Source organism: Streptomyces sp. NPDC014623, assembly GCF_043088245.1.
In the GTDB taxonomy this organism is placed as follows: Bacteria; Actinomycetota; Actinomycetes; order Streptomycetales; family Streptomycetaceae; genus Streptomyces.
Genome location: NZ_JBIBZU010000007.1, coordinates 230,657 through 255,511, shown reverse-complemented (window position 1 = coordinate 255,511; position 24,855 = coordinate 230,657). Strand labels below are relative to the sequence as shown.

The window sequence follows — 24,855 nt, the reverse complement described above, 5'->3', positions numbered from 1 at the left end:
CGGAGGCGTGGCAGGGGCGGCGCGGAGCGCCGGCGTACCCGTCTGACGTCCGTGCTGGCACTGGGCGCACTGCTGGGAGGACTGCTGAGCGGGTGCGGGGGACCCGCCCCGGTGCGCACGGGCACCCCGCCGGCAGGAGAAGAGCCCTTCTGGCAGGCCGAGTTCGACGGAGCGGCGGCCACCCGCCCGTCGGAACGGTACTGGACCACCGAAACCGGGAACCGGGACTTTGAGGGGTGGGGGAACAACGAGCTGCAGTACTACACCGACGATGTGGCCAACTCCGCCCTCGACGGCGAGGGCCATCTCGTGATCTCGGCGCGGCCGGCCTCCGCAGGGTCCGAACTGCCATGCTGGACACAGGAGTTCTGCCCCTGGACGTCGGCCCGCCTGAACACCGGGGGGAAGGTCGCGCTCACCCACGGACGTGTGGAGATCCGCGCGAAGATGCCCACCGGCACGGGACTGCTGCCGGCGATCTGGATGCTGGGCGACAACGGGGCCGAGTGGCCCGGACAGGGTGAGATCGACATCTGTGAGGTCGTCGGCGGGGAACCGCGAACGGTGTACGGGACCGTGCACGGGCCGACCTACTTCAACGAGGACGGGATCGACGGCTCCACCACCCTCGCGGCCGACGCGTCACAGGCGTTCCACACCTACGCCGTCGACAAGCAACCGCGACGCATCACCTGGTCCGTCGACGGAAAGCCCTACTTCACGCTGACTCCTTCGATGCTGCCCGAACCGGACGACTGGGTCTTCGAGCAGGACATGCACCTGTTGCTCAACGTCGCCGTCGGGGGTGACTGGCCCGGCCCTCCCGACGCCTCGACGCCGTCCCCCGCGACGATGACGGTCGACCACGTGCGTTTCTACGGCCGGGGCCGCGCGTGAAGGCCGCGGGAAATCCTTCGGGCAGGCTCCGCGGTCAGCCGCTCCAGCAGCGCCGGCAGGGCCGTCCCGATGGGCTCGCGGACGGTCTCCTCCGCCAGTTCGTCGTACGGCGTCGGCTCGGCGTTCACCACGACGAGCCGGGCCCCGTGCTCCACGGCGATCCCCGCGAGCGAGGCCGCGGGCTGCACCTGGAGCGTCGTGCCCACGGCGATGAACACCTGGCTCGCCTCGGCGATCGCCATCGCCTCGGCCAGCACCTGAGGGTCAAGGCGCTCGCCGAACATCACCGTCGCCGGCTTCAGGATCCCGCCGCAGACCGTGCACGGCGGGTCCGCTTCACCGGCCTCGACCCGGGCCAGGACGTCCGCCGTCGCCGACCGGGCGTGGCACCGGGTGCAGACCACCTCGCGTGCCGTGCCGTGGAGTTCGACGACCTTGCGGGCCGGCAGCCCCGCGAGCTGGTGCAGCCCGTCGACGTTCTGCGTGATCACCCGGACCGGGGTGCCGGACCGCTCGAGCGAGGCCACCGCCCGGTGCGCGGCGTTCGGCTCGGCGTTCCACGCCGCGCCGGTGCGGCGCATCTGCCAGGAGCGGCGGCGGATCTCCGGATCGGCCATGTAGAAGTCGTACGTGACGAGCTTCTCCGCCTCCGGGTCCTTCCTCCAGAGCCCCTGGGGCCCGCGGTAGTCGGGGATGCCGGAGTCCGTGGAGATGCCGGCGCCGCTGAGGATCGCGACGAGAGTCATGGCCCGAGCCTACGGACGCCCCCGCCCCGCCGCGATGACATTTCCGCGGGCACCCCATAGGGTCCGGTCCATGGCCAAGGTGAATGTCGTTCTGGACGCGGAACTCGTCGTGGAAGTCATGGTGCTCGCGGGCGTCGGCAGTCCACAGGACGCCGTCGAGCTCGTCGTGCGCGACTACATCGCCCGCGGCCACCGCACCGAGGCGCGGGCCGCCGCGCAGGACGACGCGCTGAGGGAAGGCGACGCCAGGCCGCAGGAACCCCAGGGCTGACCGCTCATCCCGTGACCGGTTCGCCGTCCTCCAGCTCGGCCGCACCCGCACCGGAGTCCAGCACTGCCAGTGCCGCCCCGACACGCCGTCCGAGACGGTCGGGCAGGTAGCCGGCGAGGTCGGCGCGGTCCACCAGCCGCCAGGAGAGGAGCTCGGCTTCCTGGATGCGGATCGCGTCGAACTGCTCCCGGGCCAGCACACCGCCGTCGTAGACGTAGGCGACGATCGGCGGACGGGCCACGCCCCGCACCCAGTCGACCGCGAGCAGCCGGCCGGGCGTGAGGTCGAGACCGATCTCCTCCGCCGTCTCGCGGCGCGCGCCCTGCCGGGGCGTCTCGCCGTCGCCCGACTCGATGGTGCCGCCGGGCAGCGCCCAGCCTTCCCGGTAGTTCGGCTCGACGAGCAGGACCCGTCCCCGCTCGTCCCTGAAGAGGGTGGCTGCCCCGGCCAGCACACGGGGGAGTCCTGCGATGTAGGCGGCATAGTCGTCAGAGGTGGTCACGGAGGCAGCGTAGAGGCCGTCCACGCGGTTTCGGACAGCCATGGGCAGATCAGGGGTGGTCCGGATATGGTCGGGGCGGCGCGACTGCCTGTTCGAAAGCAAAGGGATACAAGGTGACGGACGGAGCAGTGATGGAGACCCCCCGCGTGCTCGTGGCGGCGGACAAGTTCAAGGGCTCCCTGACGGCCGTACAGGTCGCGGAGCGTGTGACGGCCGGGCTACGGCGCGTCGTACCCGGTCTGCGGGTCGAGACCCTGCCGGTGGCGGACGGCGGCGACGGTACGGTCGCGGCGGCGGTGGCCGCCGGATTCGAGCGCCGTGAGGCGCGCGTGACCGGGCCGCTGGGAACCCCGGTCACGGCCGCGTACGCGGTGCGCGACACGACCGCCGTGGTGGAGATGGCGGAGGCCTCGGGTCTCCAGCATCTGCCCGCCGGGGAGTTCGCCCCGCTCACGGCGACCACCTACGGCTCCGGTGAACTGCTGGCGGCCGCGCTCGACGCGGGCGCACGGACGATCGTGTTCGGCGTCGGCGGCAGCGCCACGACCGACGGCGGCGCGGGCATGCTCGCCGCGCTGGGAGCGCGCTTCCTGGACGGCGACGGCGCACCCGTCGGCCCCGGCGGCGGCGCACTCGCCGGCCTGGCCGAGGCCGACCTGTCCGGGCTCGACCCCCGTCTCGCGGATATCGACCTGATCCTGGCCAGCGACGTGGACAATCCGCTGACCGGGCCGAAGGGCGCCCCCGAGGTCTACGGCCGGCAGAAGGGCGCCGACGAGGACGACATCGCGGTCCTCGACGCGGCGCTCGTCCACTACGCGTCCGTGCTGGGGCCCGAGACCGCCGAACTGCCCGGAGCGGGCGCCGCCGGAGGAATCGGCTACGGCGCGCTGGTCGCCCTGGGCGCCCGCTTCCGGCCCGGCATCGAGGTCATGCTCGACGTCCTGGGCTTCGCCCCCGCACTGGCCAGGGCCACGCTCGTCATCACCGGTGAGGGGTCTCTCGACGAGCAGACCCTGCACGGCAAGGCCCCGGCGGGCGTCGCCGCCGCGGCGCGCGCCGCGGGCGTGGAGGCCGTCGCCGTATGCGGACGCCTCACCCTTCCGCCGGAGGCGCTGAGCAGGGCGGGCATCCGCCGGGCGTACGCCCTGACGGACCTGGAGCCGGACCCGGCCGCCTGCATGGCCCAGGCCGGACCCCTGCTGGAACGCGCGGCCGAGGCGATCGCCCGCGACTTCCTGTCCTGACACACCGCCGTGAGAGGGCCGCCCGCCGGGCATCTCCGCCCGCCGGGCTCCCCTCACGGCTGCGGTGCCGTCAGTCTGAACGCGTCCAGCGCCAGCGTCATCTCGATCAGCTCGCGCGGCCGTGACAGCGACCGCGAGGTCAGCCGCTCCAGTCGCCGCAGCCGGTTGAGCACGGTGTTGCGGTGGCAGTACAGGCGCCCCGCCGCCCGTCCGGCAGATCCCCCGCACTCCAGCCACGCATCGAGCGTCCGCACCAGCAGCGCCCGGTCCGCCGGGGCCAGGGCGAGCAGCGGGCCCAGGACATCCGAGACCAGCCGCGCCGACAGCTCGGGCTGGCTCACCAGCAGCGCCGCCGGCAGCCGGTCCTCCAGACGGACGATTCCCGTCGTGCCCGGCGGACACGTCAGCAGCGCCAGCTCGGCCAGCCGGCAGGCGGCCCCCAGTCCGGCCAGGCCGTCGGCGACCGGCCCGATTCCGCCGGGGCCCGGGCACGACCGCTCCAGGAGCGGGGCGAGCACCGCCGTGTCCCGGTCACCCAGGGCGACGACGACGATCTCCCGGTCCGTCCGTCCCCGCCGGAAGAACCGCAGACCTTCCGCCTCCATCACCGCGCCCGGGGGCCCGTCCCCGCCCGCCCGCAGCACCGCCACCGCGTAACGGCCCTGCTCCGGCAGGTCAAGACCGCACGCCGCGCGCACCGTGAGGCCCGGGTCGTCCCGGCCCTCCAGCAAGGCGTCGAGCAGCGCCCCGTCCCGCTCGTCACCGCGCCGCCGCATCTCTTCGCTCCGTCCCGCAGCCGAGCCGCTCATGGCTGGTGACGATGCCACCGGCCGCGCCGGGGACCACGGCGCATCACCTCGCTCTGTGCAGCCGCACAACCGGGCCGTTCGAAGACTGGTCACCCGCAGCGGTTGCGCCCGGGACCGTGGACGCGCGCCTCGCCCGCTGCTGGTCTGTGGCACCACGACGACCAGTCGGAAGGAGGAGGACGCATGGCAACGCTCGAGATCCGCGAACTGTCCGTGGGCTACGGCCCGGTACGGGCACTGCGCGACGTCTCCGTCGACGTGCCGGCCGGCGCGATCACCGCTGTACTCGGTGGCAACGGCGCCGGCAAGACCACGCTGCTGCGGGCCGTGTCGCGGACCCTCGGCTTCCACCGCGGGGCGGGCACGGGCACCATCCGCTTCGACGGCCGCCCCCTGGACGGGCTCCGCCCCGCCCAGGTGGTGGCGGCGGGAGTGATCCAGGTGCCGGAGGGGCGGCAGGTGTTCGCCCGGATGACGGTGGCGGACAATCTGCGGGCGGGTGCTCTCGGGGCACGCGGCGGGCGCAAAGCGACTGCCGCCGCCCTCCGGCGCGTGCACGAACTGTTCCCGGTGCTCGGCCGGCGCGCCCACCAGCGGGCCGGTCTGCTGTCCGGCGGCGAGCAGCAGATGCTGGCGATGGGCCGGGCCCTGATGGCCGCCCCCCGGCTGCTGCTGCTGGACGAGCCGTCCCTCGGCCTCGCCCCGCTCATGGCGGCGAAGATCGCCGAGACGATCCAGGAGATCAACGAGGGCGGCACCTCCGTCATGCTCGTCGAGCAGAACGCGGCCATCGCGCTGCGCCTCGCCTCCACGGCGTACGTCCTGGACGTCGGCGAGGTCGCCCTCCACGGCCCGGCCGACCAGCTCGCCGCGTCCGACGAGGTACGCCGCCGCTATCTCGGTGTCGTCGACGAGACGGCAGCCGAGGACGCGGCCCGGGCGGAAGGCGTCACCCGCACCCTGAGCAGGTGGTCCGCGTGACGACCACCCCGGCCCCCCTCGCCGTGCGCGACGTGACCGTACGCTTCGCCGGGCTCACCGCCCTGGACGCGGTGTCCTTCACCGTCGAGCCGGGCAGCGTGCACGCCGTCATCGGCCCCAACGGCGCGGGCAAGTCCACCACCTTCAACGTGCTCTCCGGCGTCTACCGCGCCACCTCGGGCAGCGTGCACCTGGGGGACACCGAACTCACCGGTCTGGCCCCGCACAGGATCGCCGGCCTAGGCGTGGCCCGTACCTTCCAGAACCTGGCCCTGCCGCCGCACGCCACCGTCGCCGAAAGCCTCCTGCTCGGCCGGCACCGGCTCACCCGCGCCGGCTTCGTGGCCTCGGGCCTGAGGCTGCCCTCCGCGACCCGCGAAGCCCGCCGGCATCTCGAACGGGTGCGTGAGATAGCCGCGTTCATCGGCCTGGACAAGGAACTCGGCTTCCCTGCCGGTGCCCTCCCGTACGGGAAGCAGAAGCTCGTCGAGCTCGGCCGAGCCCTGTGCATGGAGCCGAAGGTCCTCCTCCTGGACGAGCCCATCGCGGGCATGACCGCCGAGGAGCGCCGACGCACCGCGGCCGTCGTCGCCGGTGTGCGCGACAGCCTCGGCATCTCGATCGTCATGGTCGAACACGACATGGGGGTGGTGATGCGGCTCGCGGACGCCGTGACCGTACTCGACTTCGGACGCAGGATCGCGGGTGGCACGCCCGCCGAGGTGCAGAACGACCCGGCCGTCGTGCAGGCCTACCTGGGGGCACAGGAATGACCACCTTCATCGAACTCCTCCTCGGCGGCCTGTCGATCGGCTCGGTCTACGCGCTGATCGCCCTGGGCTTCGTCGTCATCTTCAAAGCCACCGAGGTCGTCAACTTCGCCCACGCCTCGCTGCTCCTGGCGGGCGGCTACGTCACCGCCGTGCTCCACGACGACATCGGCTTCTGGCCGGCGCTCGGCGTCGGCATCGCGGGCGCGGCGGTCGTCGGCTCGGCCGTCGAGTTCTTCGTGATGCGCCGCTACCGCGGGAGCGACCAGAGCGTCCTGGCCATCGTCACCATCGGCGTCGACATCCTCCTCACCACCGAACTCGTCCGGCGCATGGGCACGGACGTCATGTCGCCGGGTGACCCGTGGGGCGACGACGTCGTCACCGTGGGGGGCGTCACCCTGGCCGAGACCCGCATCGCCGCCTTCCTCGTCGCGGGGCTGCTCATCACGGTGTTCCTGCTCGCCTTCCGCTTCACCTCGTGGGGCGTCTCCATGCGCGCCGCGGCCGAGAACCCGCAGACCGCCGCGCTGATGGGCATCCGGCTCGGCCGGGTCTCCCTCTCCGCCTGGGCGGTCGCCGGAGCACTCGCCGCCGTCGCCGCTCTCTTCCTCACCGTGTTCCCGACCCCCGGCCTGGAACGGGCCACCTCACTCGCCGCGCTCAAGGCGTTCCCCGCCGCGATCCTCGGCGGCCTCGACTCGACGACCGGGGCACTCGTCGGAGGGCTCGTCGTCGGCGTCACCGAGTCACTCGCCACGGGCTACCAGAGCGACCTCTCCTTCCTCGGACGCGGCATCGGCGATCTCGCGCCCTACCTGGTGATGGTGGTCGTCCTGCTCATCCGGCCGGCGGGGCTCTTCGGTACGAAGGAGCTGTCCCGTGTCTGAAGCCACCAAGGACGCCACCGCGCCGGCCCCTGCCGGGGGTCCGGCCACCGGGGCGCCGTTCACCGGCCGGCTGCGCCGCCCCGCCCCGTACCTCTGGCTCGCCGGCTCGGTCCTGCTCCTCCTCTTCCCGTTCTACCTGGACCGTTTCTGGCTCCAGGCCGGACTCTTCGCGATGGCCGCCGCGATCGGGGCGATCGGGCTCAACCTGCTCACCGGTTCCACCGGCCAGCTCTCCATGGGCCACGCCTTCTTCCTGGCCGTGGGCGCGTACGGCTACTGCATCCTGGGCGGTGAGAGCAGCACGGAGAACGGGCACGCCCTCACCGGTCTCGGCCTGCCCACCTGGCTCGCGGCCGTCCTGGCCGTGCTCCTGGCGGGCGCCGCGGGCGGGCTCTTCAGCCCCATCGCGGGGCGGCTGAGCGGCGCCTACCTCGGTATCGCCACCCTCGCGCTGATCTTCATCGGCCAGCACGTCCTGTTCAACGCGGGCTCACTCACCGGCGGCTTCAACGGCCGCCCGGTGCCGCCCCTCTCCCTCTTCGGGTTCACCTTCGACGACACCGAAGTGGTCGTGGCCGCAGTGCCCTTCCAGTCGTCCGAGAAGCTCTGGTACCTGGGGCTGGCAGCTCTGCTGGCCGGCGGACTCTTCGCCCGCGGGGTGCTGCGGGGCAGGCCCGGCCGGGCGCTCAACGCCATCCGCGACCACCGGATCGCCGCCGGTGTGATGGGGGTGCCCGTGGCCAGGTACAGGGCCGGTGTCTTCGTCCTGTCCTCGATGTACGCGGGTCTCGCGGGCGTCCTGCTCGCCCTGGTCTTCCAGCGGACCGTGCCCGAGTACTTCGGCATGATCCTGTCCCTCGAATACCTCGCCATGATCGTCATCGGCGGGCTGGGCAGCGTCGCGGGAGCCGTCGTCGGCGCCGCCTTCGTGTCGCTGCTCCCGCAGGTGCTCACCCACTACAGCGACTCCCTCCCCCTGGTGTCCGCCCCCGGTACGGGCGGAATCGCACCGGGCGAGGCGTCCCGCTATCTGTACGGCGCCGCGGTCGTCGCGGTCGTCCTGTTCCTGCCCGGCGGCATTGCGCGTCTGAAGACTCCAGGGGAGAAGAAGAAATGAAGCTACGTGTTGTCGGAGCCGTCGTCGCGGCTCTCAGCCTCACGCTCGTGGGATGCAGCGAGAAGGCGAAGTCGTCCGGCGACGGCGCCGCGGACAAGAACGGCGTGAAGACCGGGGAGGGGGTCACCGACTCGAAGATCACCCTCGGGGCCCTGACCGACATGACCGGGGTCTACGCCTCCCTGGGCAAGAGTGTCACCCAGGCCCAGCAGCTCTGGGTGGAGGAGACCAACAAGGCCGGCGGCATCTGCGACCGGCAGGTCGAGCTGACCGTCCGTGACCACGGATACGACCCGCAGAAGGCGATCGGTGCCTACACCGAGCTCGAACCGGACGTGCTGGGCTTCACCCAGTTCATCGGCTCTCCGTTCGTCTCCGCCGTCGAGTCGCGCATCGACGGCCAGGACAAGGGAATCGTCCTGCCCCAGGCCTGGTCGGCGAACCTGGTCGGCTCCACGTACGTGCGTGTCATCGGAGCCACGTACGACGTCGAGACGATCAACCTCGTCGACTTCCTCCTCGACGAGAAGCGCATCGCCGAGGGCGACAAGATCGGCCATGTGTACTTCGAGGGCGACTACGGCGAGAACGCCCTGGCCGGCTCGAAGCACGCGGCCCGGGAAGCGGGCCTCACCGTCGTCGAGCAGAAGATCAAGCCGACCGACAACGACATGACCGCCCAGGTCTCCGCGCTCAAGCAGGCCGGCGTGAAGGCGGTCATCGTCAGCGCGGGTCCGCGCCAGGCGGCCTCCCTGGTCGGCGTCGCCGCGGCCACGGGCTTCGCCGTCCCGGTGGTCGGCAACAACTCGGCGTACGCGCCGCAGCTCCTGGCCACCCAGGCGGGTGCCGCCCTGCAGAAGGACTACTACATCGGCTCCTCCACCCTGCCCATCGGCGACTCGGCCGCCGGACCGGCGAAGCTCTCCAAGGCCTACGCGGCCCAGTACCCGAAGGACGGCCTCGACAACGGCGTCATCGCCGGGTATAATGCGGCCACCGTCTTCGGCGAGGCGCTGAAGAAGGCCTGCGAGTCGAAGGACCTCACCCGTGAAGGTGTCGGCAAGGCCCTGCTCACCATCAAGGACTTCGGCGCCGACTTCGGGATCTCGCACGACTTCACCGACCCGTCGGCGCCCTCCACCCGGGAGACCGTCGTCATGAAGCCGGACGCCAGGACCCCCGGCGGCCTGAAGGTGGTCCGCCCGGCCGAGGTGGCCCCCGCAGCCGAGTCCTTCACGCTCGAACCCTGACACCTGGCACCCCGTGGGACGGGCCCGGCCGACCGGCCGGGCCCGTCCGTACGCCGTCTGTGTGTTTCCCCCGCGGCTTCGACAACTGAAGATTGTCATGCCCATTGACAGCGCATCTGCTTCACTGGCTTCATGTGAACAACACATGGGAGCGCTCCCATGATCCTGGCCTTTCCGTGCCGGCCGAATTCCGGCCCGGCCCGCAGCACCACCCCCCTGACGTCCTGGGGTGCCGATGACACCCACCGCCTCGGCACCCCAGGGCTCTCCACCACCCTGCCGGTGCCTCACCGGTCCGGCTCCCGGCCCTGCGGCCGCAGGGCGTTGAGGAGCAGCAGCGCGATGTCGTCCTTGCCAGGGGTGTACCGCTTCGCGTACCGCACGAGCGTGTCGGCGACGGACTCCATGTCCTGGTCCAGGGCGAGGGCGAAGTGGGCGGCCAGCTCGGCGGTGGCGTCCTCGAAGTCCACGCCCGGTGCCTCCACGAGCCCGTCGGTGTACAGAGCGAGCGCCGCGCCGGGAGGCAGCGGGACATGTGCGGTCGGATAGCGGGCCGCGGGGTCGATGCCGAGCAGGAGGCCGGGCGGCAGGTTGAGGACCTCGGTCTGCCCGTCGGGCTGTCGCATGAGCGGCGCGGGGTGGCCCGCGGTGGCCAGGCAGGCGCTGTGCGCGGCCAGGTCGAGGTGCACGTAGAGGCAACTGGTGAACAAGCCGGGGTCGAGGTCGGTGAGCAGGCGGTTGGTGCGGGTCAGGACCTCGTCGGGCGGCGCGCCCGCAGAGGCGTGCACAGCGGTACGGACCTGCCCCATGAGTGCGGCGGCGTTCTCGTTGTGGCCCTGTACGTCGCCGATGGCCGCGGCGGCCGTGGTGTCGTCGAGCCGGATCAGGTCGTAGAAGTCCCCGCCGATGCCCATGCCCCGGGTCGACGGGAGGTAGCGGGCCGCCACGTCCAGCCCGGCGATCCGGGGCAGCCTCTGCGGCAGGAGGTGGGCCTGCAGACTGTGCGCGAGCCGGTCCTTGGCGTCGTAGAGGCGGGCGCGGTCCAGTGCCTGCGCGAGCAGCCCCGCGACCGAGGTCAGCAGGGCGCGTTCCTCGGGCTCGAAGGGGTGCGGCCGGTCGTAGGCGAGGACCAGTGAGCCGATCGGTCGCCCGGAGACGGTCAGCGGCAGGAAGGCGCAGGCGGCCACGGCGTTGCGGAGGCCGGCCGAGGGATAGGCCCGCTGCAGTTCGGCGAAGGTGGGGTAGAAGTCCGGTATGCCTGTGGTCAGCACGTGCGCGGCGGGCGTGGACGAGGTCAGCGGGGCGCCGTCGAAGCGGTCCATGAGCGCGGGGTGGCTGCCCCGTCGGCCCTCCACCCGCAGGCGCCCCTCCTCCGAGGTCATCACCACGAGGGTCTGGATCCGGAAGGCGGGCATCACCTGGTGGCCGGCCAGTTCGATCACGTCCTGCGGGCCGACGGCCTCGGTGAGCGCCGCCGCCAGGTGCATCAGGTGGTACAGGGCGGTGGCCCGGCTCGGCACGCCCGAGGAGGGGGGCAGGGCCGGCGCCGGGGTCGGCGTGGGACCGGGTTCCGAGGTGGGCAGGATGCGGACGCTGATACCGGTGGCGTTCGGGAACAGGTGGAACGACAGCCACTGCCCCGGCGGCCTCAGCACGGTGAAGGAGGTCTGCTGGCGGCTGATGACCGCGGCCCGGTAGTGGTCCTCGACGGCGGGGTCGGCCAGCCAGGGCAGCGAAATCCAGGGCAGGGTGCCGCGCACGTTGCCGGCCTCGCTCCCCAGCAGCTCCGCCGCGGCGTCGTTGAGGTACGTGACGGTGCCGTCGAGGGCCAGCGTGCAGCTTCCACCAGGCAGCCTCTGGACGAACTCCGCCGCCGCCGCGGCATCGGCCCGGTCCGGCACGGGCGGATCCGGCGGAGGCAGCACCCGCGGCTGGCTTCCCGCCAGGACCGGGTAGCCGCTGCTCTCCGCCCGGTCCAGGAGCAGGCCGATGCGGTGACATCCCCTGACGGCGGCCTCCCGCTCGTCGGACGTCATCTGAGGCGGATGCGACCCGGGCCACAACAGCACCAGCCCGCCCTGCTCGGCGGCTCCTGCGCGGACGGGAGCGGCGGCCAGCGCGAACTGGTACGGCAGCACGAGTGCGGCGCGCGGATAGCGGCGTGCCAGCTCCTCCTGGCTGCCGAGCCAGATCAGGCACCGCAGACGTACGGCGTCCGCCACCGGCATCGGCGCGGACAGCGGGACCCGGGCCCACGGGGTGGCCAGCTGACCGGGCACACCGGCGAGCACAGCCAGGTGCAGCGTGGTGCCGTTCCTCGGCAGGAGGTACAGCATCGCCACGGAAGCGCCGCTCTCGCGTACGACGCGGGCCACGGCGCTGTCCAGCAGCTCCGTGCCCGAACCCGTGGCGGCGAAAGCGGCGGCATGGTCCTGCACGCCTTCAAGCGTCTCCCGTGGCGAGCGGCCGCGCACCCGCTGACGGGCTCACCGGTGTGCGCGGTACGCCGAGCCGGCGTGCCACCACGCACGAGGGCCCGGACACCTGCAGGTGTCCGGGCCCTCGTGCGTGCCACCACGCGTCGTTACGGGAGCTGCGCCGCCCGTGCCTCGCGCCGGTTGTCACGGAAGGTGTTCACCCGCCGCGCCGTGGCGAAGAGCGGGATCACCGCCCCCAGGACGACCTGCAGGGCGCAACCGGTCTGCAGGAGCAGCTGGCCGCCGGGGGCGTCGAACGCCCAGGCGGCGAGGAGCCCCATCGCGGCCACGATCCAGCTCAGCATCGCCACCGCGAGGACACCCCGCGGCTTCGGGTACTCGACCCGGCTGACCATCAGCCACGCGACTCCGATGATCGCGAGCAGTGTCGGCACGAAGGGCAGTTCCAGAAGCACGATGGAGACGACCGTGAGCGCTCCGAAGGGGCTCGGCATGCCCTGGAACACGCCGTCCTTCAAGGTCACGCACGAGAACCGCGCAAGCCTGAGCACCACCGCCAGCAGCACCACGATCGCCGCGAGCGCCGACACCCGCTGGTGTGCGTCGTCCGCGACCATTCCGTACACCAGCACGAAGTACGCCGGCGCGAGGCCGAAGCTGATCAGGTCGGAGAGGTTGTCCAGCTCCGCACCCATCGGGGAGGAGCGCAGCTTGCGCGCCACGAGTCCGTCGAACAGGTCGAACACGGCGGCCATGAGCATGAGGATCACCGCGGTCGCCGCGGAGTGCCTGGCCATGCCCGTCTCGTCGCTGCCGGTCAGGTGGGGGATGAGGATCCCCGTGGTGGTGAAGTACACCGCCATGAAACCGCACGTGGCGTTACCGAGGGTGAGCGTGTCCGCTATCGACAGCCGCATGGAGAGCGGCATGTCCTCGGTGTCGTCCTCCTCCTCGGCCTCCGGCACCCAGCTCGCCTGGGTATCGGGATCAATCACGGTCAATGCGAGTCACCCCCGCGGTCGTGGCCTGGCCGACCTCGACCGCCACATCGACACCTTCCGGAAGGTAGATGTCCACGCGCGAACCGAAGCGGATCAGACCGATGCGTTCGCCCTGCTCCACCTTCGTGCCCTGCGGGATGTAGGGGACGATGCGACGGGCGACCGCTCCTGCGATCTGCACCATCTCGATGTCGCCGAGCTCGGTGTCGAAGTGCCAGACAACGCGTTCGTTGTTCTCGCTCTCCTTGTTGAACGCCGGGACGAACCCGCCCGGGATGTGCTCGACCGATGTCACGGTGCCGGACAGGGGGGCCCGGTTGACGTGCACATTCAGCGGGCTCATGAAGATCGCGACGCGGGTGCGCCCGTCCTTCCACGGCATGATGCTCTGCACCACGCCGTCGGCCGGCGAGATGACGCGACCCTGGGTGATCTCGCGCTCGGGGTCGCGGAAGAACCACAGCATGCCCGCCGCGAGCGCGGTGGTGGGCACGGCCACAGCGGCCCAGCGGCCGGACCGGCGGGCCCGGGCGATGCTGAGCGCCGCGGTGGCGACGGTCGGGAGGAGCCACGGCGAAGCTCCGCGCGCAAGGCGGACCCCGCCGCGTGGTGCAGAGTTCTGGGTGTCGGGCATGGATGACCTTCGTAGCGGATGATGCCGCGCTGGTAACGGGGGGACGGCGGCTTTCCGGCGATGCTATCGGGTGCGAGCGGCAACTGGGCAAGCCAGCCGCCGAGTCGGACAGCTGAAAGGCTCCGGACGAGGTTGACCGGGTGTGATGTTCTTCGCCACCAAATCACCTAGAAAGGGGCATTTCAACCCTGGAGCCGGTACTCTTCGAGCAGCCGGCGACCGATGATCATTTTCTGGATCTCGGCGGTACCTTCACCGATCAGCAGCATCGGGGCCTCACGGTAGAGGCGCTCGATCTCGTACTCCTTGGAGAAGCCGTAACCGCCGTGGATACGGAAGGCGTCCTCGACGACTTCCTTGCAGTACTCGGAGGCGAGGTACTTCGCCATCCCTGCCTCCAGGTCGTTCCGCTCCCCGGAGTCCTTCTTGCGTGCTGCATTCACCATCATCGCATGAGCGGCCTCGACCTTGGTGGCCATTTCGGCCAGTTTGAACTGGATCGCCTGGTGCTGAGCGATCGGCTTTCCGAAGGTCTGACGCTGCTGGGCGTACGAGACACCCAGCTCGAACGCACGTTGTGCGACGCCGCAGCCACGTGCGGCCACATTCACCCGCCCGACCTCGACGCCGTCCATCATCTGGTAAAAACCCCGGCCGGTGGTGCCGCCCAGCACGCGATTGGCCGGAATGCGCAGGCCGTCCATGATGAGCTCGGTCGTGTCGACACCCTTGTAGCCCATCTTGTCGATCTTCCCCGGGATGGTGAGACCCGGGCGGACCTCGCCGAAGCCCGCCTCCTTCTCCACCAGGAAGGTCGTCATCGACCGGTGAGGGGCCGCGGCCACCTCCGAAGGGGAGTGTCCTTCGTCACTCCTGCAGAGGACGGCGACCAGCGTGGACGTGCCGCCGTTCGTCAGCCACATCTTCTGACCGTCGAGGACGTACTCGTCACCGTCCTTCACACCCTTGGACGAGATCGCGGAGACGTCGGAGCCGAGGGCCGGCTCGGACATCGAGAACGCGCCCCGTACCTCACCCAGTGCCATCCTCGGCAGGAAGGTGTCCTTCTGCTCCTGCGTGCCGTGCTGCTTGAGCATGTAGGCCACGATGAAGTGCGTGTTGATGATGCCCGACACGCTCATCCAGCCCCGGGCGATCTCCTCGACGCACAGTGCGTAGGTGAGGAGCGACTCGCCCAGACCGCCGTACTCCTCCGGGATCATCAGCCCGAACAGGCCGAGTTCCTTGAGTCCTTCGACGATCTCCGTCGGGTATTCGTCGCGGTGCTCCAGCTGGGTCGCGACAGGAATGATCTCCTTGTCGACGAAATCCCGGACCGTGGAAAGGATCTCCTGCTGGACATCCGTCAGACCGGCGGTCTGTGCGAGTCGGCTCATGGCTGCTTCTCCACGTTCTTGCTCGACGGCTGATCGATCTCGGGACGGCCGGGCTGCTCTCCGCCTCGTTCCTTGACGTACGTCTCGGTGGGGACCATCACCTTGCGGCGGAACACGCAGACCAGCGTGCCGTCCTGCTTGTAGCCCTTCGTCTCCACATGGACGATGCCGCGGTCGCTCTTCGACCTCGACGGCGTCTTGTCGAGCACGGTCGTCTCGCCGTAGACGGTGTCCCCGTGGAAGGTCGGAGCGACGTGTTTCAGCGACTCCACCTCAAGATTGGCGATCGCCTTTCCGGAGACGTCCGGCACGGACATGCCGAGCAGCAGCGAGTAGATGTAGTTGCCGACGACGACGTTCTTTCCGAAATCCGTCGTCTTCTCGGCGTAGTTGCTGTCCATGTGCAGCGGGTGATGATTCATGGTCAGCAGGCAGAAGAGGTGGTCGTCGTATTCCGTGACCGTCTTCCCGGGCCAGTGCTTGTAGACAGCACCGACCTCGAACTCCTCATAAGTCCGTCCGAACTGCATGATCAGGCCTCCGGGGCTTCGAACTTGGAAGTGCGCTGCATACCGGCGGCGCGGCCCTTGCCCGCGATGACCAGGGCCATCTTGCGGCTGGCCTCGTCGATCATCTCGTCGCCGAGCATCGCCGAACCCTTCTTGCCGCCCTCCTCCGAGGTGCACCAGTCGTACGCGTCGAGAATCAGCTCGGCGTGGTCGTAGTCCTCCTGCGAGGGCGAGAACACCTCGTTCGCGGCGTCGACCTGACCGGGGTGCAGCACCCACTTGCCGTCGAAACCCAGCGCGGCCGCACGGCCCGCCACCTCGCGGTAGGCGTCCACGTCCCGGATCTGGAGGAACGGGCCGTCGATGGCCTGGAGGTCGTGCGTGCGGGCGGCCATGAGGATGCGCATCAGGATGTAGTGGTACGCGTCCGCCGGGTAGCCGGGCGGCTGCTGGCCGACGACCAGGGTCTTCATGTTGATCGAGGCCATGAAGTCGGCCGGGCCGAAGATCAGGGTCTCCAGGCGGGGCGAGGCGGCGGCGATGTCGTCGATGTTCACCAGGCCCTTGGCGTTCTCGATCTGCGCCTCGATGCCGATCCGGCCGGTCTCGAAGCCCATCGTCTTCTCGATCTGGGTCAGCAGCAGGTCCAGTGCGACGACCTGCTGGGCGTCCTGGACCTTGGGCAGCATGATGCAGTCGAGGTTCGGGCCCGCACCCTCGACGACCGTGATGACGTCGCGGTACGTCCAGTGCGTCGTCCAGTCGTTGACCCGCACGACCCGGGTCTTGCCGCTCCAGTCGCCGTTGTTGAGCGCGTCGACGATGTGGTGCCGGGCGCCCTCCTTGGCCAGCGGCGCGCAGGCGTCCTCCAGGTCGAGGAAGACCTGGTCGGCCGGGAGGCCCTGGGCCTTCTCCAGGAACCGCGGGTTCGAGCCGGGCACGGCGAGGCAGGAGCGGCGCGGACGCAGGCGGTTCACGGGGGACGGGTTCCGCGCGGCGGAGCCGCCCGGGACCGGGGTGGTGGCGGGCGACGGGCTGGGCGTGGTCATGCGGGGACCTCCAGAGGGTCGAGCTTGTTCGCTTTCCGGATCTCGTCGACGATACGGCCGATGATCTCGGTGATGCCGAAGTCCTTCGGCGTGAAGACGGCGGCGACGCCGGCCGCGATGAGGGCGCTCGCGTCGGCCGGTGGAATGATGCCGCCCGCGATGACCGGGATGTCCGGGGCTCCGGCGTCGCGCAGCCGGTTCAGCACGTCCGGCACCAGTTCGGCGTGCGAGCCGGACAGGACGGACAGGCCGACGCAGTGCACGTCCTCGGCCAGTGCGGCGTCGGTGATCTGCTCGGGCGTCAGTCTGATGCCCTGGTAGACCACCTCGAAGCCGGCGTCCCGGGCGCGTACGGCGATCTGCTCGGCGCCGTTGGAGTGCCCGTCGAGACCCGGTTTGCCGACCAGCAGACGCAGTCGCCCGACGCCCAGGTCCCCGGCGGTTCGGGTCACCTTCTCGCGGACCAGCGCCAGCGGTGTCCCCGCCTCCGCGGCGACGGCCACGGGTGCGGACGAGACGCCCGTCGGCGCCCGGAACTCACCGAACACATCGCGCAGGGCCCAGGCCCACTCGCCCGTGGTGACACCCGCCCGCGCGCACTCGACGGTCGCCTCCATCAGGTTCGAGGTGCCCGCCGCAGCCTTCTTCAGGGCTGCCAGCGACTCCGTGGCCCGTGCCTCGTCGCGGTTGTCGCGCCACTCGTGCAGAGCGGCGACGACCCGGGCCTCGTTCTCGGGATCCACCGTCATGATCGCGGCATCGAGGTCGGCGGTCAGCGGGCTGGGCTCGGTCGTCCCGTAGATGTTGACGCCGACGATCTTCTCCTCGCCGCTCTCGATCCGGGCCCGCCGCGCGGCGTGCGAGGAGACGAGCTCCGACTTGAGATAGCCGGACTCCACGGCGGCCATCGCACCGCCCATCTGCTGGATCCGGTCGATCTCCGCCAGCGACTCGGCGACCAGCTCGTCGACCTTGGCCTCGATGACGTGCGAACCGGCGAAGATGTCCTCGTACTCCAGCAGATCGCTCTCGTGTGCCAGCACCTGCTGGATACGGAGCGACCACTGCTGGTCCCAGGGGCGCGGCAGTCCCAGCGCCTCGTTCCAGGCGGGCAGCTGCACGGCGCGGGCACGGGCGTCCTTGGAGAGGGTGACGGCCAGCATCTCCAGCACGATGCGCTGGACGTTGTTCTCCGGCTGTGCCTCGGTCAGCCCCAGGGAGTTGACCTGTACGCCGTAGCGGAAGCGGCGCTGCTTCGGGTTCGCGATGCCGTACCGCTCGCGCGTGACCTGGTCCCAGATGCGGCCGAAGGCGCGCATCTTGCACATCTCCTCGATGAAGCGGACTCCCGCGTTCACGAAGAAGGAGATGCGGGCGACGACGTCGCCGAACCTCTCCTCGGGGACCTGGCCGGAGTCGCGCACCGCGTCGAGCACCGCTGTGGCCGTCGACATGGCGTACGCGATCTCCTGGACCGGAGTGGCCCCCGCCTCCTGCAGGTGGTAGCTGCAGATGTTGATCGGGTTCCACTTCGGGATGCGGTTGACCGTGTACGTGATCATGTCGGTCGTCAGGCGCAGTGACGGGCCCGGGGGGAAGACGTGCGTCCCCCGCGACAGGTACTCCTTGACGATGTCGTTCTGCGTCGTGCCCTGGAGCTTGCCGAGGGCGTCCCCGTCGAGACCCTGTTCCTCCGCGACCACCTGGTAGAGCGCCAGCATCCACATCGCGGTGGCGTTGATCGTCATCGAGGTGTTCATCTGTTCCAGGGGGATGTCCTGGAACAGCCGCCGCATGTCACCGAGGTGCGAGACGGGGACGCCCACCCGGCCCACCTCACCGCGGGCGAGGATGTGGTCGGGGTCGTAACCGGTCTGCGTGGGCAGGTCGAAGGCGACCGAGAGACCCGTCTGGCCCTTGGCGAGGTTGCGCCGGTAGAGCTCGTTGGACGCCTCGGCCGTCGAGTGGCCGGCGTACGTCCGCATGAGCCACGGGCGGTCCTTCTGACGTTCGGTCATCGTGGACCTCAGACGTTGCGGAAGCGGTTGATGGCGTCGATGTGCTGCTCGCGGAGCTCCGTGTCGCGCACGCCCAGGCCCTCACGGGGTGCCAGCGCGAGCACACCGACCTTGCCCTGGTGCAGGTTGCGGTGCACGTCGTACGCGGCCTGGCCGGTGTCCTCCAGGGAGTAGACCTTGGAGAGCGTCGGGTGGATCTTGCCCTTGGCGATCAACCGGTTCGCCTCCCACGCCTCGCGGTAGTTGGCGAAGTGCGAACCGATGATCCGCTTCAGCGACATCCACAGGTAGCGGTTGTCGTACTCGTGGTTGTAGCCCGAGGTCGAGGCGCAGGTGACGATCGTGCCGCCCTTGCGGGTCACGTACACGCTGGCGCCGAAGGTCTCGCGGCCCGGGTGCTCGAAGACGATGTCCACGTCCTCGCCGCCGGTCAGCTCACGGATGCGCTTGCCGAACCGCTTCCACTCGCGCGGGTCCTGGTTGTGCTCGTCCTTCCAGAACCTGTAACCCTCGGCGTTGCGGTCGATGATCGCGCTCGCGCCCATCTTCCGGCAGATCTCCGCCTTCTGGTCACTGGAGACGACACAGATCGGGTTGGCACCACCGGCCAGGGCGAACTGTGTGGCGTAGGAGCCCAGTCCGCCGCTCGCGCCCCAGATCAGCACGTTGTCGCCCTGCTTCATGCCGGCGCCGTTGCGCGAGACGAGCTGGCGGTAGGCGGTGGAGTTGACCAGGCCCGGGGAGGCGGCCTCCTCCCAGCTGAGGTGCTTCGGCTTCGGCATCAGCTGGTTCGACTTGACGAGTGCGATCTCCGCCAGGCCGCCGAAGTTGGTCTCGAAGCCCCAGATGCGCTGTTCCGGGTCGAGCATCGTGTCGTTGTGGCCGTCGCTCGATTCGAGCTCGACGGACAGGCAGTGCGCGACGACCTCGTCGCCCGGGTTCCAGGCGTTGACGCCGGGTCCGGTGCGCAGCACGACGCCCGCGAGGTCGGAGCCGATGACGTGGTACGGGAGGTCGTGGCGCTTGCTGAGGTCGCTGAGCCTGCCGTACCGCTCCAGGAAGCCGAAGGTCGAGACGGGCTCGAAGATCGACGTCCACACGGAGTTGTAGTTGACCGAGCTGGCCATGACCGCCACCAGGGCCTCGCCCGGGCCGAGTTCGGGCACCGGCACGTCCTCGACGTGGAGGGACTTGCGGGGGTCCTTGTCGCGACTGGTGAGGCCGGCGAACATCTCGGCCTCGTCCTTGTGCACGGTCACCGCGCGGTACGACTCGGGGAGGGGCAGGGCCGCGAAGTCCGCGGCCGTGCCCGCGGCGGAGCCGCTCTTCGAATCGGTCTGCGACTGGATCGCGTCCAGGATTTCCTTCACGGTGATGCCTCCGGCAGATCGGGTCTCCGGCGTCGAGGGAACGCTCGGAGGGCCCCTGGGGTCAGGGGAGCGGTGCGGTGTGGAGGTGTGCCGTCGGTTCGGCGGGTGGTGCTTCTGGCCTGCCCGGTGGAGCAGAAGGGTGTGCCTGTGACGCAGGCGTCCGGGCGCGCGGACACGTGGTCTGCGGGGACAGCCGGCGTACGAGAGATCTCTGCACGCCGGCCGCCCGGACCCCTTCAACGTATGGCACTGCGTGACAGGTGACAAGGCACCCAGTGCCAACAATTTCTCTCACTTGTCATCTCGTAGGCACGCATGAGCAATATCATGCGCGTTATGTGACGTTGGCCCCTCTTTTGTCCGCGCTATGGCGCGGTGCGGTACACGTACGGCGTCGTCGTGCTCAGGGCCGTGAAGCCGAGCCGCCGCAGAATCGGGGCGGACCGGTCCGTCGCGTCGACCTGGAGGAAGCGGTGGCCGAGGCGGGCGGCGATCCGGGCCCTGTGGGCGACCAGGGCCCGGTAGACACCCCTGCCACGCCACGGGGCGACGGTCCCGCCACCCCACAGCCCGGCGAAGCCGGTGCCGGGGTACGTCTCCATACGGGCCGAGCTCACCGGTTCGCCGCCCGCCATGGCGACCACCGCGGCGAAGGTCCCCGGGGCGCCGGCGAGACGGGCCAGGGTCCGGTGGCGCAGCCGCGAACCATCGGTGCCGAAGGCCAGCTCATGGGCCCGCACCATCAGGTCCACGCCCTCCGCGTCGGTGACGTCCCGCAGCCGGACACCCTCGGGGAGTGCGACCGGAATGGGTCGGTCCGCGACCGGTGCCACCAGCAGGGTCTCGGGCGGCTCCGGCTCGAACCCGGCCGAGGCCAGGAGGCGGCCCAGATTCCCCGGGCCGTCGTGTGCGTACAGCTTCCACTCGAACTCACCGGCCCCCGGGCGGTGTAGTACTCGATCTGTGCGGCGATCTCCGCCTCCGCGCGGCCGGCCGAGAGGTCCGGAGCCGTCCACACGACACCGTTCCAGTCGTCGGCGCCCCCGGTCCGGCGTACGACGTCACCCACCCGCTCCACGCGTGTCCCGGGACCGTCGGGCCGGGCGTGTTCCCGCATCTCGTGGTCGAAGAGGGCCAGCACCTCGTCAGGTTCCATCCGCGTATCCGAGCACGCGGCCCCCGGCCCGGCCATCGGGTTTCCGCAGCGGTGCGTCAAGCGCCGGCCACGGGGCAGACGGAAGTGATCTTGACGTCGCCGCAACGGACAGGGGTGGGAACGCGATGGGCATACGGGTGCGCCGAAGCGTCCAGCAGGGCCGCAGGCCCGAATTCGACGTCCGGAGGACGGCGTTCGGCTTCGTCTTCCTCGCCCTCCTGGTCTGCGGTGCCGGACTGGCGTTGCGCACGGCCCTGGATGCCGCCGAACGGCATCCGGTGGCCGCTGGGGCCTTCTCCGTCCTGCTGGTGGCCGGTGGCGCGGCTCTCCTGCGCGTGCGCCGCAGTCGCAGGGCGGCCGCCAGGGCGGCGGCGGCAGCCGTCGAGACCGCGTACGAGGTGGTGGACGCCGCCCTGGCGGAGCCGCAGGCAGCCGAGGCCGCCGCGGCCCCCGAGCCGGTGCGGCGGGTCGACTACACGGCCATGGACCCGTACGACTTCGAGGAGGCCGTGGCCGGTCTCTGCCGACGGGACGGCTGCCTGGACGTCGAGGTCGTCGGAGGCGCCGGCGACCTGGGCGCGGACGTGGTCGCCACCACGCCGGACGGCCGCCGGCTGGTCGTGCAGTGCAAGAGGTACACGAGTGACAACAAGGTCGGCTCGCAGGACCTCCAGCGCTTCGGCGGCACCTGCTACGCGGTGCACGAGGCCGAGGTGGCCGTCCTCGTCACCACCGGGGAATTCACCGAACCGGCTCTCGAGTACGCCGCGCAGTGCGACATCGTCTGTGTGGGGTTCGACGGACTCACCGCATGGAGCGACGGCGCCGCGGCGCCGCCCTGGTACGCGGGAGCAGCCGTGCAGCCCGCCGAGTACTGACCCGCAGGGGCCGGTATCAGCGCTCCTCCAGCGCCTGCTGGATCGTACGCATGACCTCGTCGAGCGGCGCGTCCGTACGGGCCACGGCGACCAGCACCTCGCCCTGGCCGGACACCGCGGCGGCGGGGGCCTTCCCGGACTCGCCCCCCGCGGTCCGCCCGGCCCCGATCCCCGTGCCGAAGGTCTCCCGCACGATCGCGAAGGCGTGGTCGAGCTGCGACTCCACGTCGCCCTGTCCGTCCGCGCGCAGCCAGCGCCGCAGCACATGGTTGTGCGCGGTCACGACGGCGGAGGCGGCGACCTCGGCGAGCAGCGGGTCGTCATTGCCCACCTGGTGGTCGCGCTCGTCGAAATGACCCAGCAGATAGCGTGTGAACAGCCGCTCGTAGCGGGCCACCGAGGCGATTTCCGCCTCGCGGAGCGTGGGTACCTCACGGGTCAGCTTGTAGCGCGCGACGGAGACCGCCGGCTTCGCCGCGTACATCTTCATGACTTCCTTGATGCCGCGGCACACGGTGTCGAGCGGGTGCTCGTGCGCGGGAGCGGCGTTGAGGACGGCCTCGGCCCTGACGAGGGTGTCGTCGTGGTCCGGGAAGATGGCCTCTTCCTTGGAGCGGAAGTGGCGGAAGAACGTCCGCCGGGCGACGCCGGCAGCTCCCGCGATCTCGTCGACCGTGGTCGCCTCGTACCCCTTCGTGGCGAACAGTTCCATTGCCGCGGCGGCCAGTTCGCGGCGCATCTTGAGCCGCTGGGCGGCGGCCCGGGTGCCTGCGGCACTCTCCGGGGCGTCCGTCGCGGGGGAGGAACGGGGGGACCTGGCGGGTTGGGACATGAGGTGAACGTAACCCATCGCCGCAGGGGAGCGCGCCTGTGGGGGCGGGTCGCCCGAGGGCCCCAGCAACCCGCCCCACCCGGCCCCGCGCTCAGCGGCGGGCATATTCGCGGAAGCCACGTCCCGTCTTGCGGCCGAGGCAGCCCGCGGCCACCAGATGCTCCAGCAGCGGCGCCGGGGCGAGGCCCGGGTCGCGGAATTCGCCGTGCAGGACCTTCTCGATGGCGAGCGAGACGTCCAGGCCGACGACGTCCAGGAGCTCGAAGGGCCCCATGGGGTAGCCGCCGCCCAGCTTCATCGCCGCGTCGATGTCGTCGAGCGTCGCGTAGTGCTCCTCGACCATCTTGATCGCGTTGTTGAGGTAGGGGAACAGCAGCGCGTTCACGATGAAGCCGGCCCGGTCGCCGCAGTCGACCGGGTGCTTGCGCACCCTCACGCAGACCTCGCGGACCGTGGCGCGCACGTCGTCGGCGGTGAGCACCGTGCGGACCACCTCGACGAGCTTCATCGCGGGCGCCGGGTTGAAGAAGTGCATCCCGACGACGTCCTCGGGGCGCGAGGTCGCCCGGGCGACCGCCACGACCGGCAGCGAGGAGGTGGTCGTCGCGAGCACCGCGCCGGGTTTGCAGACCTTGTCCAGGGTCTGGAAGAGCTGCCGCTTGATCTCCAGGTCCTCGGCGACCGCCTCGACCGCGAGGTCGACGTCGGCGAAGGAGTCGAGCGAGCCCGCCGGGGTGATCCGGGCGAGTGTCTCGTCCCGGGCCTCCTCCGTCAGACGCCCCTTGGAGACCGAACGCCCGAGGGACTTGGCGATCCGTGTCTTGGCCGTGTCCGCCTTCTCCTGACTGCGCGCGGCGAGGACCACGGAGTACCCGGCCTTCGCGAAGACCTCCGCGATGCCCGAGGCCATCGTCCCCGAGCCGGCCACACCCACCGAGGACACCGTGCGTCCGGTGACCCCGCCGGTGTCGTCCACCGGGGTCAGCGCGTCCGGCACCACGTCCTGACCGCCCGGGGAGTCGTACGTGTAGAAGCCGCGGCCCGTCTTGCGGCCGGTCAGACCCGCCTCGCTGAGCTGCCCGAGCACCGGGGCCGGGGCGTGCAGCCGGTCGCGGGACGCGGAGTACATGGCCTCCAGAACCGTCCGGGCCGTGTCGATGCCGATCAGGTCGAGCAGCGCCAGGGGGCCCATCGGCAGCCCGCAGCCCAGCTTCATCGCGGCGTCGATGTCCTCACGGGAGGCGTAGTTCGCCTCGTACATCGCCGCGGCCTGGTTGAGATAGCCGAACAGCAGGCCGTCCGCGACGAAACCGGGCCGGTCGCCGACCGCGACGGGCTCCTTGCCCAGCTCACGGGCGAGCCGGGTGACGCTCTCCACGGCGGGCGGGGCGGTCAGGACCGAGGAGACGACCTCGACCAGCTTCATCACGGGCGCCGGATTGAAGAAGTGCAGACCGAGGACACGCTCCGGGTGCTGCGACTCGGCGGCCAGCCGTGTCACGGACAAGGCGTTCGTACCCGTCGCGAGGATCGCGGTGGGGGAGACCACCGCGTCGAGCTCCCGGAAGACCTGCTGCTTGATCTCGTACGTCTCCGGCACGACCTCGATGACCAGCTCGGCGTCCGCGGCGGCCTGCGGATCGGAGAACGTGCGGAAGCGGGCGAGGATGTCGCGCCGCTCCTGCTCCGTGATCCGGTCGCGGGCCACGGAGCGTGCGGTGGAGGCCTCCAGGGAGGCGACGGCCTGGCGGGCGGCGGCTTCGCTGACGTCGATGCCGATGACCTCACGGCCCGCACGGGCCAGGACCTCGGCGATGCCGGTGCCCATGGTGCCGAGGCCGACGACGGCAATGGTGGTGAGCGGGGTGTCCATCACGGGACTCCAGGGTGAGTGACGACTGAGAGGAGCACGACGGGTGCGCGTGGCCGGAACCGACCGGCGCCCGGGGCGCGTGAACTGCGTGTCGTGGTGCACGGTTCCGGGCGCTCTGGGCGCACCGGGGGAGGGTGACGGGCTCTGTCCCGGAGCCACGTCTCACGAACTGCCGAACCGACAAGCACTCCGGGTGGCTGCGTCACCAGGCCACCGGAGC

22 protein-coding genes and 1 pseudogene are annotated in these 24,855 nt (G+C 70.8%); 9 read left to right on the top strand and 14 right to left on the bottom strand.

What is annotated here, in order from left to right; genetic code table 11:
- The first annotated feature begins 51 nt into the window (after nucleotides 1-51).
- Nucleotides 52-897, top strand: a complete 846-nt coding sequence (locus ACF1FZ_RS14660; RefSeq protein ID WP_391773741.1) for a family 16 glycosylhydrolase — start codon at nucleotides 52-54, stop codon at nucleotides 895-897.
- Here the strand turns inward: ACF1FZ_RS14660 and ACF1FZ_RS14655 are convergent.
- Nucleotides 876-1,643, bottom strand: coding sequence for an NAD-dependent deacetylase (locus ACF1FZ_RS14655; RefSeq protein ID WP_391773740.1), 768 nt, complete (start codon nucleotides 1,641-1,643; stop codon nucleotides 876-878). The genes ACF1FZ_RS14660 and ACF1FZ_RS14655 overlap by 22 nt on opposite strands.
- Before the next feature lie 70 nt (nucleotides 1,644-1,713).
- Between ACF1FZ_RS14655 and ACF1FZ_RS14650 the strand changes: the two genes are divergently transcribed.
- Nucleotides 1,714-1,914 carry a type II toxin-antitoxin system VapB family antitoxin gene (locus ACF1FZ_RS14650; RefSeq protein ID WP_391773739.1) on the top strand — a complete coding sequence of 67 codons (201 nt, stop codon included), beginning with the start codon at nucleotides 1,714-1,716 and terminating at the stop codon, nucleotides 1,912-1,914.
- 4 nt (nucleotides 1,915-1,918) lie between these two features.
- Here the strand turns inward: ACF1FZ_RS14650 and ACF1FZ_RS14645 are convergent, their stop codons facing one another.
- On the bottom strand, nucleotides 1,919-2,416 hold the full coding sequence (locus tag ACF1FZ_RS14645; protein ID WP_391773738.1) for an NUDIX domain-containing protein: 498 nt from the start codon (nucleotides 2,414-2,416) through the stop codon (nucleotides 1,919-1,921).
- A gap of 131 nt (nucleotides 2,417-2,547) precedes the next feature.
- On the opposite strand from ACF1FZ_RS14645, the gene ACF1FZ_RS14640 reads away from it, so the two are divergent.
- Nucleotides 2,548-3,663: a glycerate kinase gene (locus ACF1FZ_RS14640; protein WP_391773737.1), complete on the top strand. Its 1,116-nt coding sequence runs from the start codon at nucleotides 2,548-2,550 to the stop codon at nucleotides 3,661-3,663.
- A 53-nt stretch (nucleotides 3,664-3,716) separates the two neighbouring features.
- Here the strand turns inward: ACF1FZ_RS14640 and ACF1FZ_RS14635 are convergent, their stop codons facing one another.
- On the bottom strand, nucleotides 3,717-4,472 hold the full coding sequence (locus tag ACF1FZ_RS14635) for a PucR family transcriptional regulator (protein ID WP_391773736.1): 756 nt from the start codon (nucleotides 4,470-4,472) through the stop codon (nucleotides 3,717-3,719).
- A gap of 183 nt (nucleotides 4,473-4,655) precedes the next feature.
- Between ACF1FZ_RS14635 and ACF1FZ_RS14630 the strand changes: the two genes are divergently transcribed.
- The 5 genes from ACF1FZ_RS14630 to ACF1FZ_RS14610 are packed head-to-tail and all read left to right on the top strand — an operon-like array spanning nucleotide 4,656 to nucleotide 9,480.
- Nucleotides 4,656-5,453: an ABC transporter ATP-binding protein gene (locus ACF1FZ_RS14630; RefSeq protein ID WP_391773735.1), complete on the top strand. Its 798-nt coding sequence runs from the start codon at nucleotides 4,656-4,658 to the stop codon at nucleotides 5,451-5,453.
- Entirely contained in the window at nucleotides 5,450-6,226 is a 777-nt protein-coding gene (locus ACF1FZ_RS14625) for an ABC transporter ATP-binding protein (RefSeq protein ID WP_391773734.1), read from the top strand. The genes ACF1FZ_RS14630 and ACF1FZ_RS14625 overlap by 4 nt, the downstream gene beginning before the upstream one ends.
- Nucleotides 6,223-7,113: a branched-chain amino acid ABC transporter permease gene (locus tag ACF1FZ_RS14620; RefSeq protein ID WP_391773733.1), complete on the top strand. Its 891-nt coding sequence runs from the start codon at nucleotides 6,223-6,225 to the stop codon at nucleotides 7,111-7,113. The genes ACF1FZ_RS14625 and ACF1FZ_RS14620 overlap by 4 nt, the downstream gene beginning before the upstream one ends.
- Nucleotides 7,106-8,230 carry a branched-chain amino acid ABC transporter permease gene (locus tag ACF1FZ_RS14615; RefSeq protein ID WP_391773732.1) on the top strand — a complete coding sequence of 375 codons (1,125 nt, stop codon included), beginning with the start codon at nucleotides 7,106-7,108 and terminating at the stop codon, nucleotides 8,228-8,230. The genes ACF1FZ_RS14620 and ACF1FZ_RS14615 overlap by 8 nt, the downstream gene beginning before the upstream one ends.
- Nucleotides 8,227-9,480: an ABC transporter substrate-binding protein gene (locus ACF1FZ_RS14610; RefSeq protein WP_391773731.1), complete on the top strand. Its 1,254-nt coding sequence runs from the start codon at nucleotides 8,227-8,229 to the stop codon at nucleotides 9,478-9,480. The genes ACF1FZ_RS14615 and ACF1FZ_RS14610 overlap by 4 nt, the downstream gene beginning before the upstream one ends.
- 287 nt (nucleotides 9,481-9,767) lie before the next feature.
- Here ACF1FZ_RS14610 and ACF1FZ_RS14605 read toward each other — a convergent pair whose 3' ends face one another.
- The 9 genes and pseudogenes from ACF1FZ_RS14605 to ACF1FZ_RS14565 form a co-directional block, all read right to left on the bottom strand.
- A complete protein-coding gene (locus ACF1FZ_RS14605) occupies nucleotides 9,768-11,918 on the bottom strand; it encodes a SpoIIE family protein phosphatase (protein WP_391773730.1) in 2,151 nt (716 codons plus the stop codon).
- Between the two features lie 146 nt (nucleotides 11,919-12,064).
- Nucleotides 12,065-12,883, bottom strand: coding sequence for a CDP-diacylglycerol--serine O-phosphatidyltransferase (gene pssA, locus ACF1FZ_RS14600; RefSeq protein WP_391773780.1), 819 nt, complete (start codon nucleotides 12,881-12,883; stop codon nucleotides 12,065-12,067).
- Between the two features lie 22 nt (nucleotides 12,884-12,905).
- On the bottom strand, nucleotides 12,906-13,553 hold the full coding sequence (locus ACF1FZ_RS14595; protein ID WP_391773729.1) for a phosphatidylserine decarboxylase: 648 nt from the start codon (nucleotides 13,551-13,553) through the stop codon (nucleotides 12,906-12,908).
- 182 nt (nucleotides 13,554-13,735) lie between these two features.
- Nucleotides 13,736-14,950 carry an acyl-CoA dehydrogenase family protein gene (locus tag ACF1FZ_RS14590; RefSeq protein WP_391773728.1) on the bottom strand — a complete coding sequence of 405 codons (1,215 nt, stop codon included), beginning with the start codon at nucleotides 14,948-14,950 and terminating at the stop codon, nucleotides 13,736-13,738.
- A complete protein-coding gene (locus tag ACF1FZ_RS14585) occupies nucleotides 14,947-15,480 on the bottom strand; it encodes a MaoC family dehydratase (RefSeq protein WP_391773727.1) in 534 nt (177 codons plus the stop codon). Before ACF1FZ_RS14585 ends, ACF1FZ_RS14590 begins: the two co-directional genes overlap by 4 nt.
- Before the next feature lie 2 nt (nucleotides 15,481-15,482).
- A complete protein-coding gene (locus ACF1FZ_RS14580) occupies nucleotides 15,483-16,508 on the bottom strand; it encodes an HpcH/HpaI aldolase/citrate lyase family protein (RefSeq protein WP_391773726.1) in 1,026 nt (341 codons plus the stop codon).
- Nucleotides 16,505-18,526, bottom strand: coding sequence for a protein meaA (locus ACF1FZ_RS14575; protein WP_391773725.1), 2,022 nt, complete (start codon nucleotides 18,524-18,526; stop codon nucleotides 16,505-16,507). Before ACF1FZ_RS14575 ends, ACF1FZ_RS14580 begins: the two co-directional genes overlap by 4 nt.
- Nucleotides 18,527-18,534: 8 nt before the next feature.
- Nucleotides 18,535-19,896 carry a crotonyl-CoA carboxylase/reductase gene (gene ccrA / locus ACF1FZ_RS14570; RefSeq protein WP_391773724.1) on the bottom strand — a complete coding sequence of 454 codons (1,362 nt, stop codon included), beginning with the start codon at nucleotides 19,894-19,896 and terminating at the stop codon, nucleotides 18,535-18,537.
- A 365-nt stretch (nucleotides 19,897-20,261) separates the two neighbouring features.
- Nucleotides 20,262-21,052 (bottom strand): annotated as a pseudogene (locus tag ACF1FZ_RS14565) (GNAT family N-acetyltransferase).
- A gap of 125 nt (nucleotides 21,053-21,177) precedes the next feature.
- Here ACF1FZ_RS14565 and ACF1FZ_RS14560 point away from each other — a divergent pair.
- Nucleotides 21,178-21,930, top strand: coding sequence for a restriction endonuclease (locus ACF1FZ_RS14560; RefSeq protein ID WP_391773723.1), 753 nt, complete (start codon nucleotides 21,178-21,180; stop codon nucleotides 21,928-21,930).
- A 16-nt stretch (nucleotides 21,931-21,946) separates the two neighbouring features.
- On the opposite strand, the gene ACF1FZ_RS14555 is transcribed toward ACF1FZ_RS14560, so the two are convergent.
- Nucleotides 21,947-22,762 (bottom strand): TetR family transcriptional regulator, encoded by an 816-nt coding sequence (locus tag ACF1FZ_RS14555; RefSeq protein WP_391773722.1) that lies wholly within the window; start codon nucleotides 22,760-22,762, stop codon nucleotides 21,947-21,949.
- A gap of 91 nt (nucleotides 22,763-22,853) precedes the next feature.
- Nucleotides 22,854-24,635, bottom strand: coding sequence for a 3-hydroxyacyl-CoA dehydrogenase family protein (locus tag ACF1FZ_RS14550; RefSeq protein ID WP_391773721.1), 1,782 nt, complete (start codon nucleotides 24,633-24,635; stop codon nucleotides 22,854-22,856).
- Nucleotides 24,636-24,855: the final 220 nt, after the last annotated feature.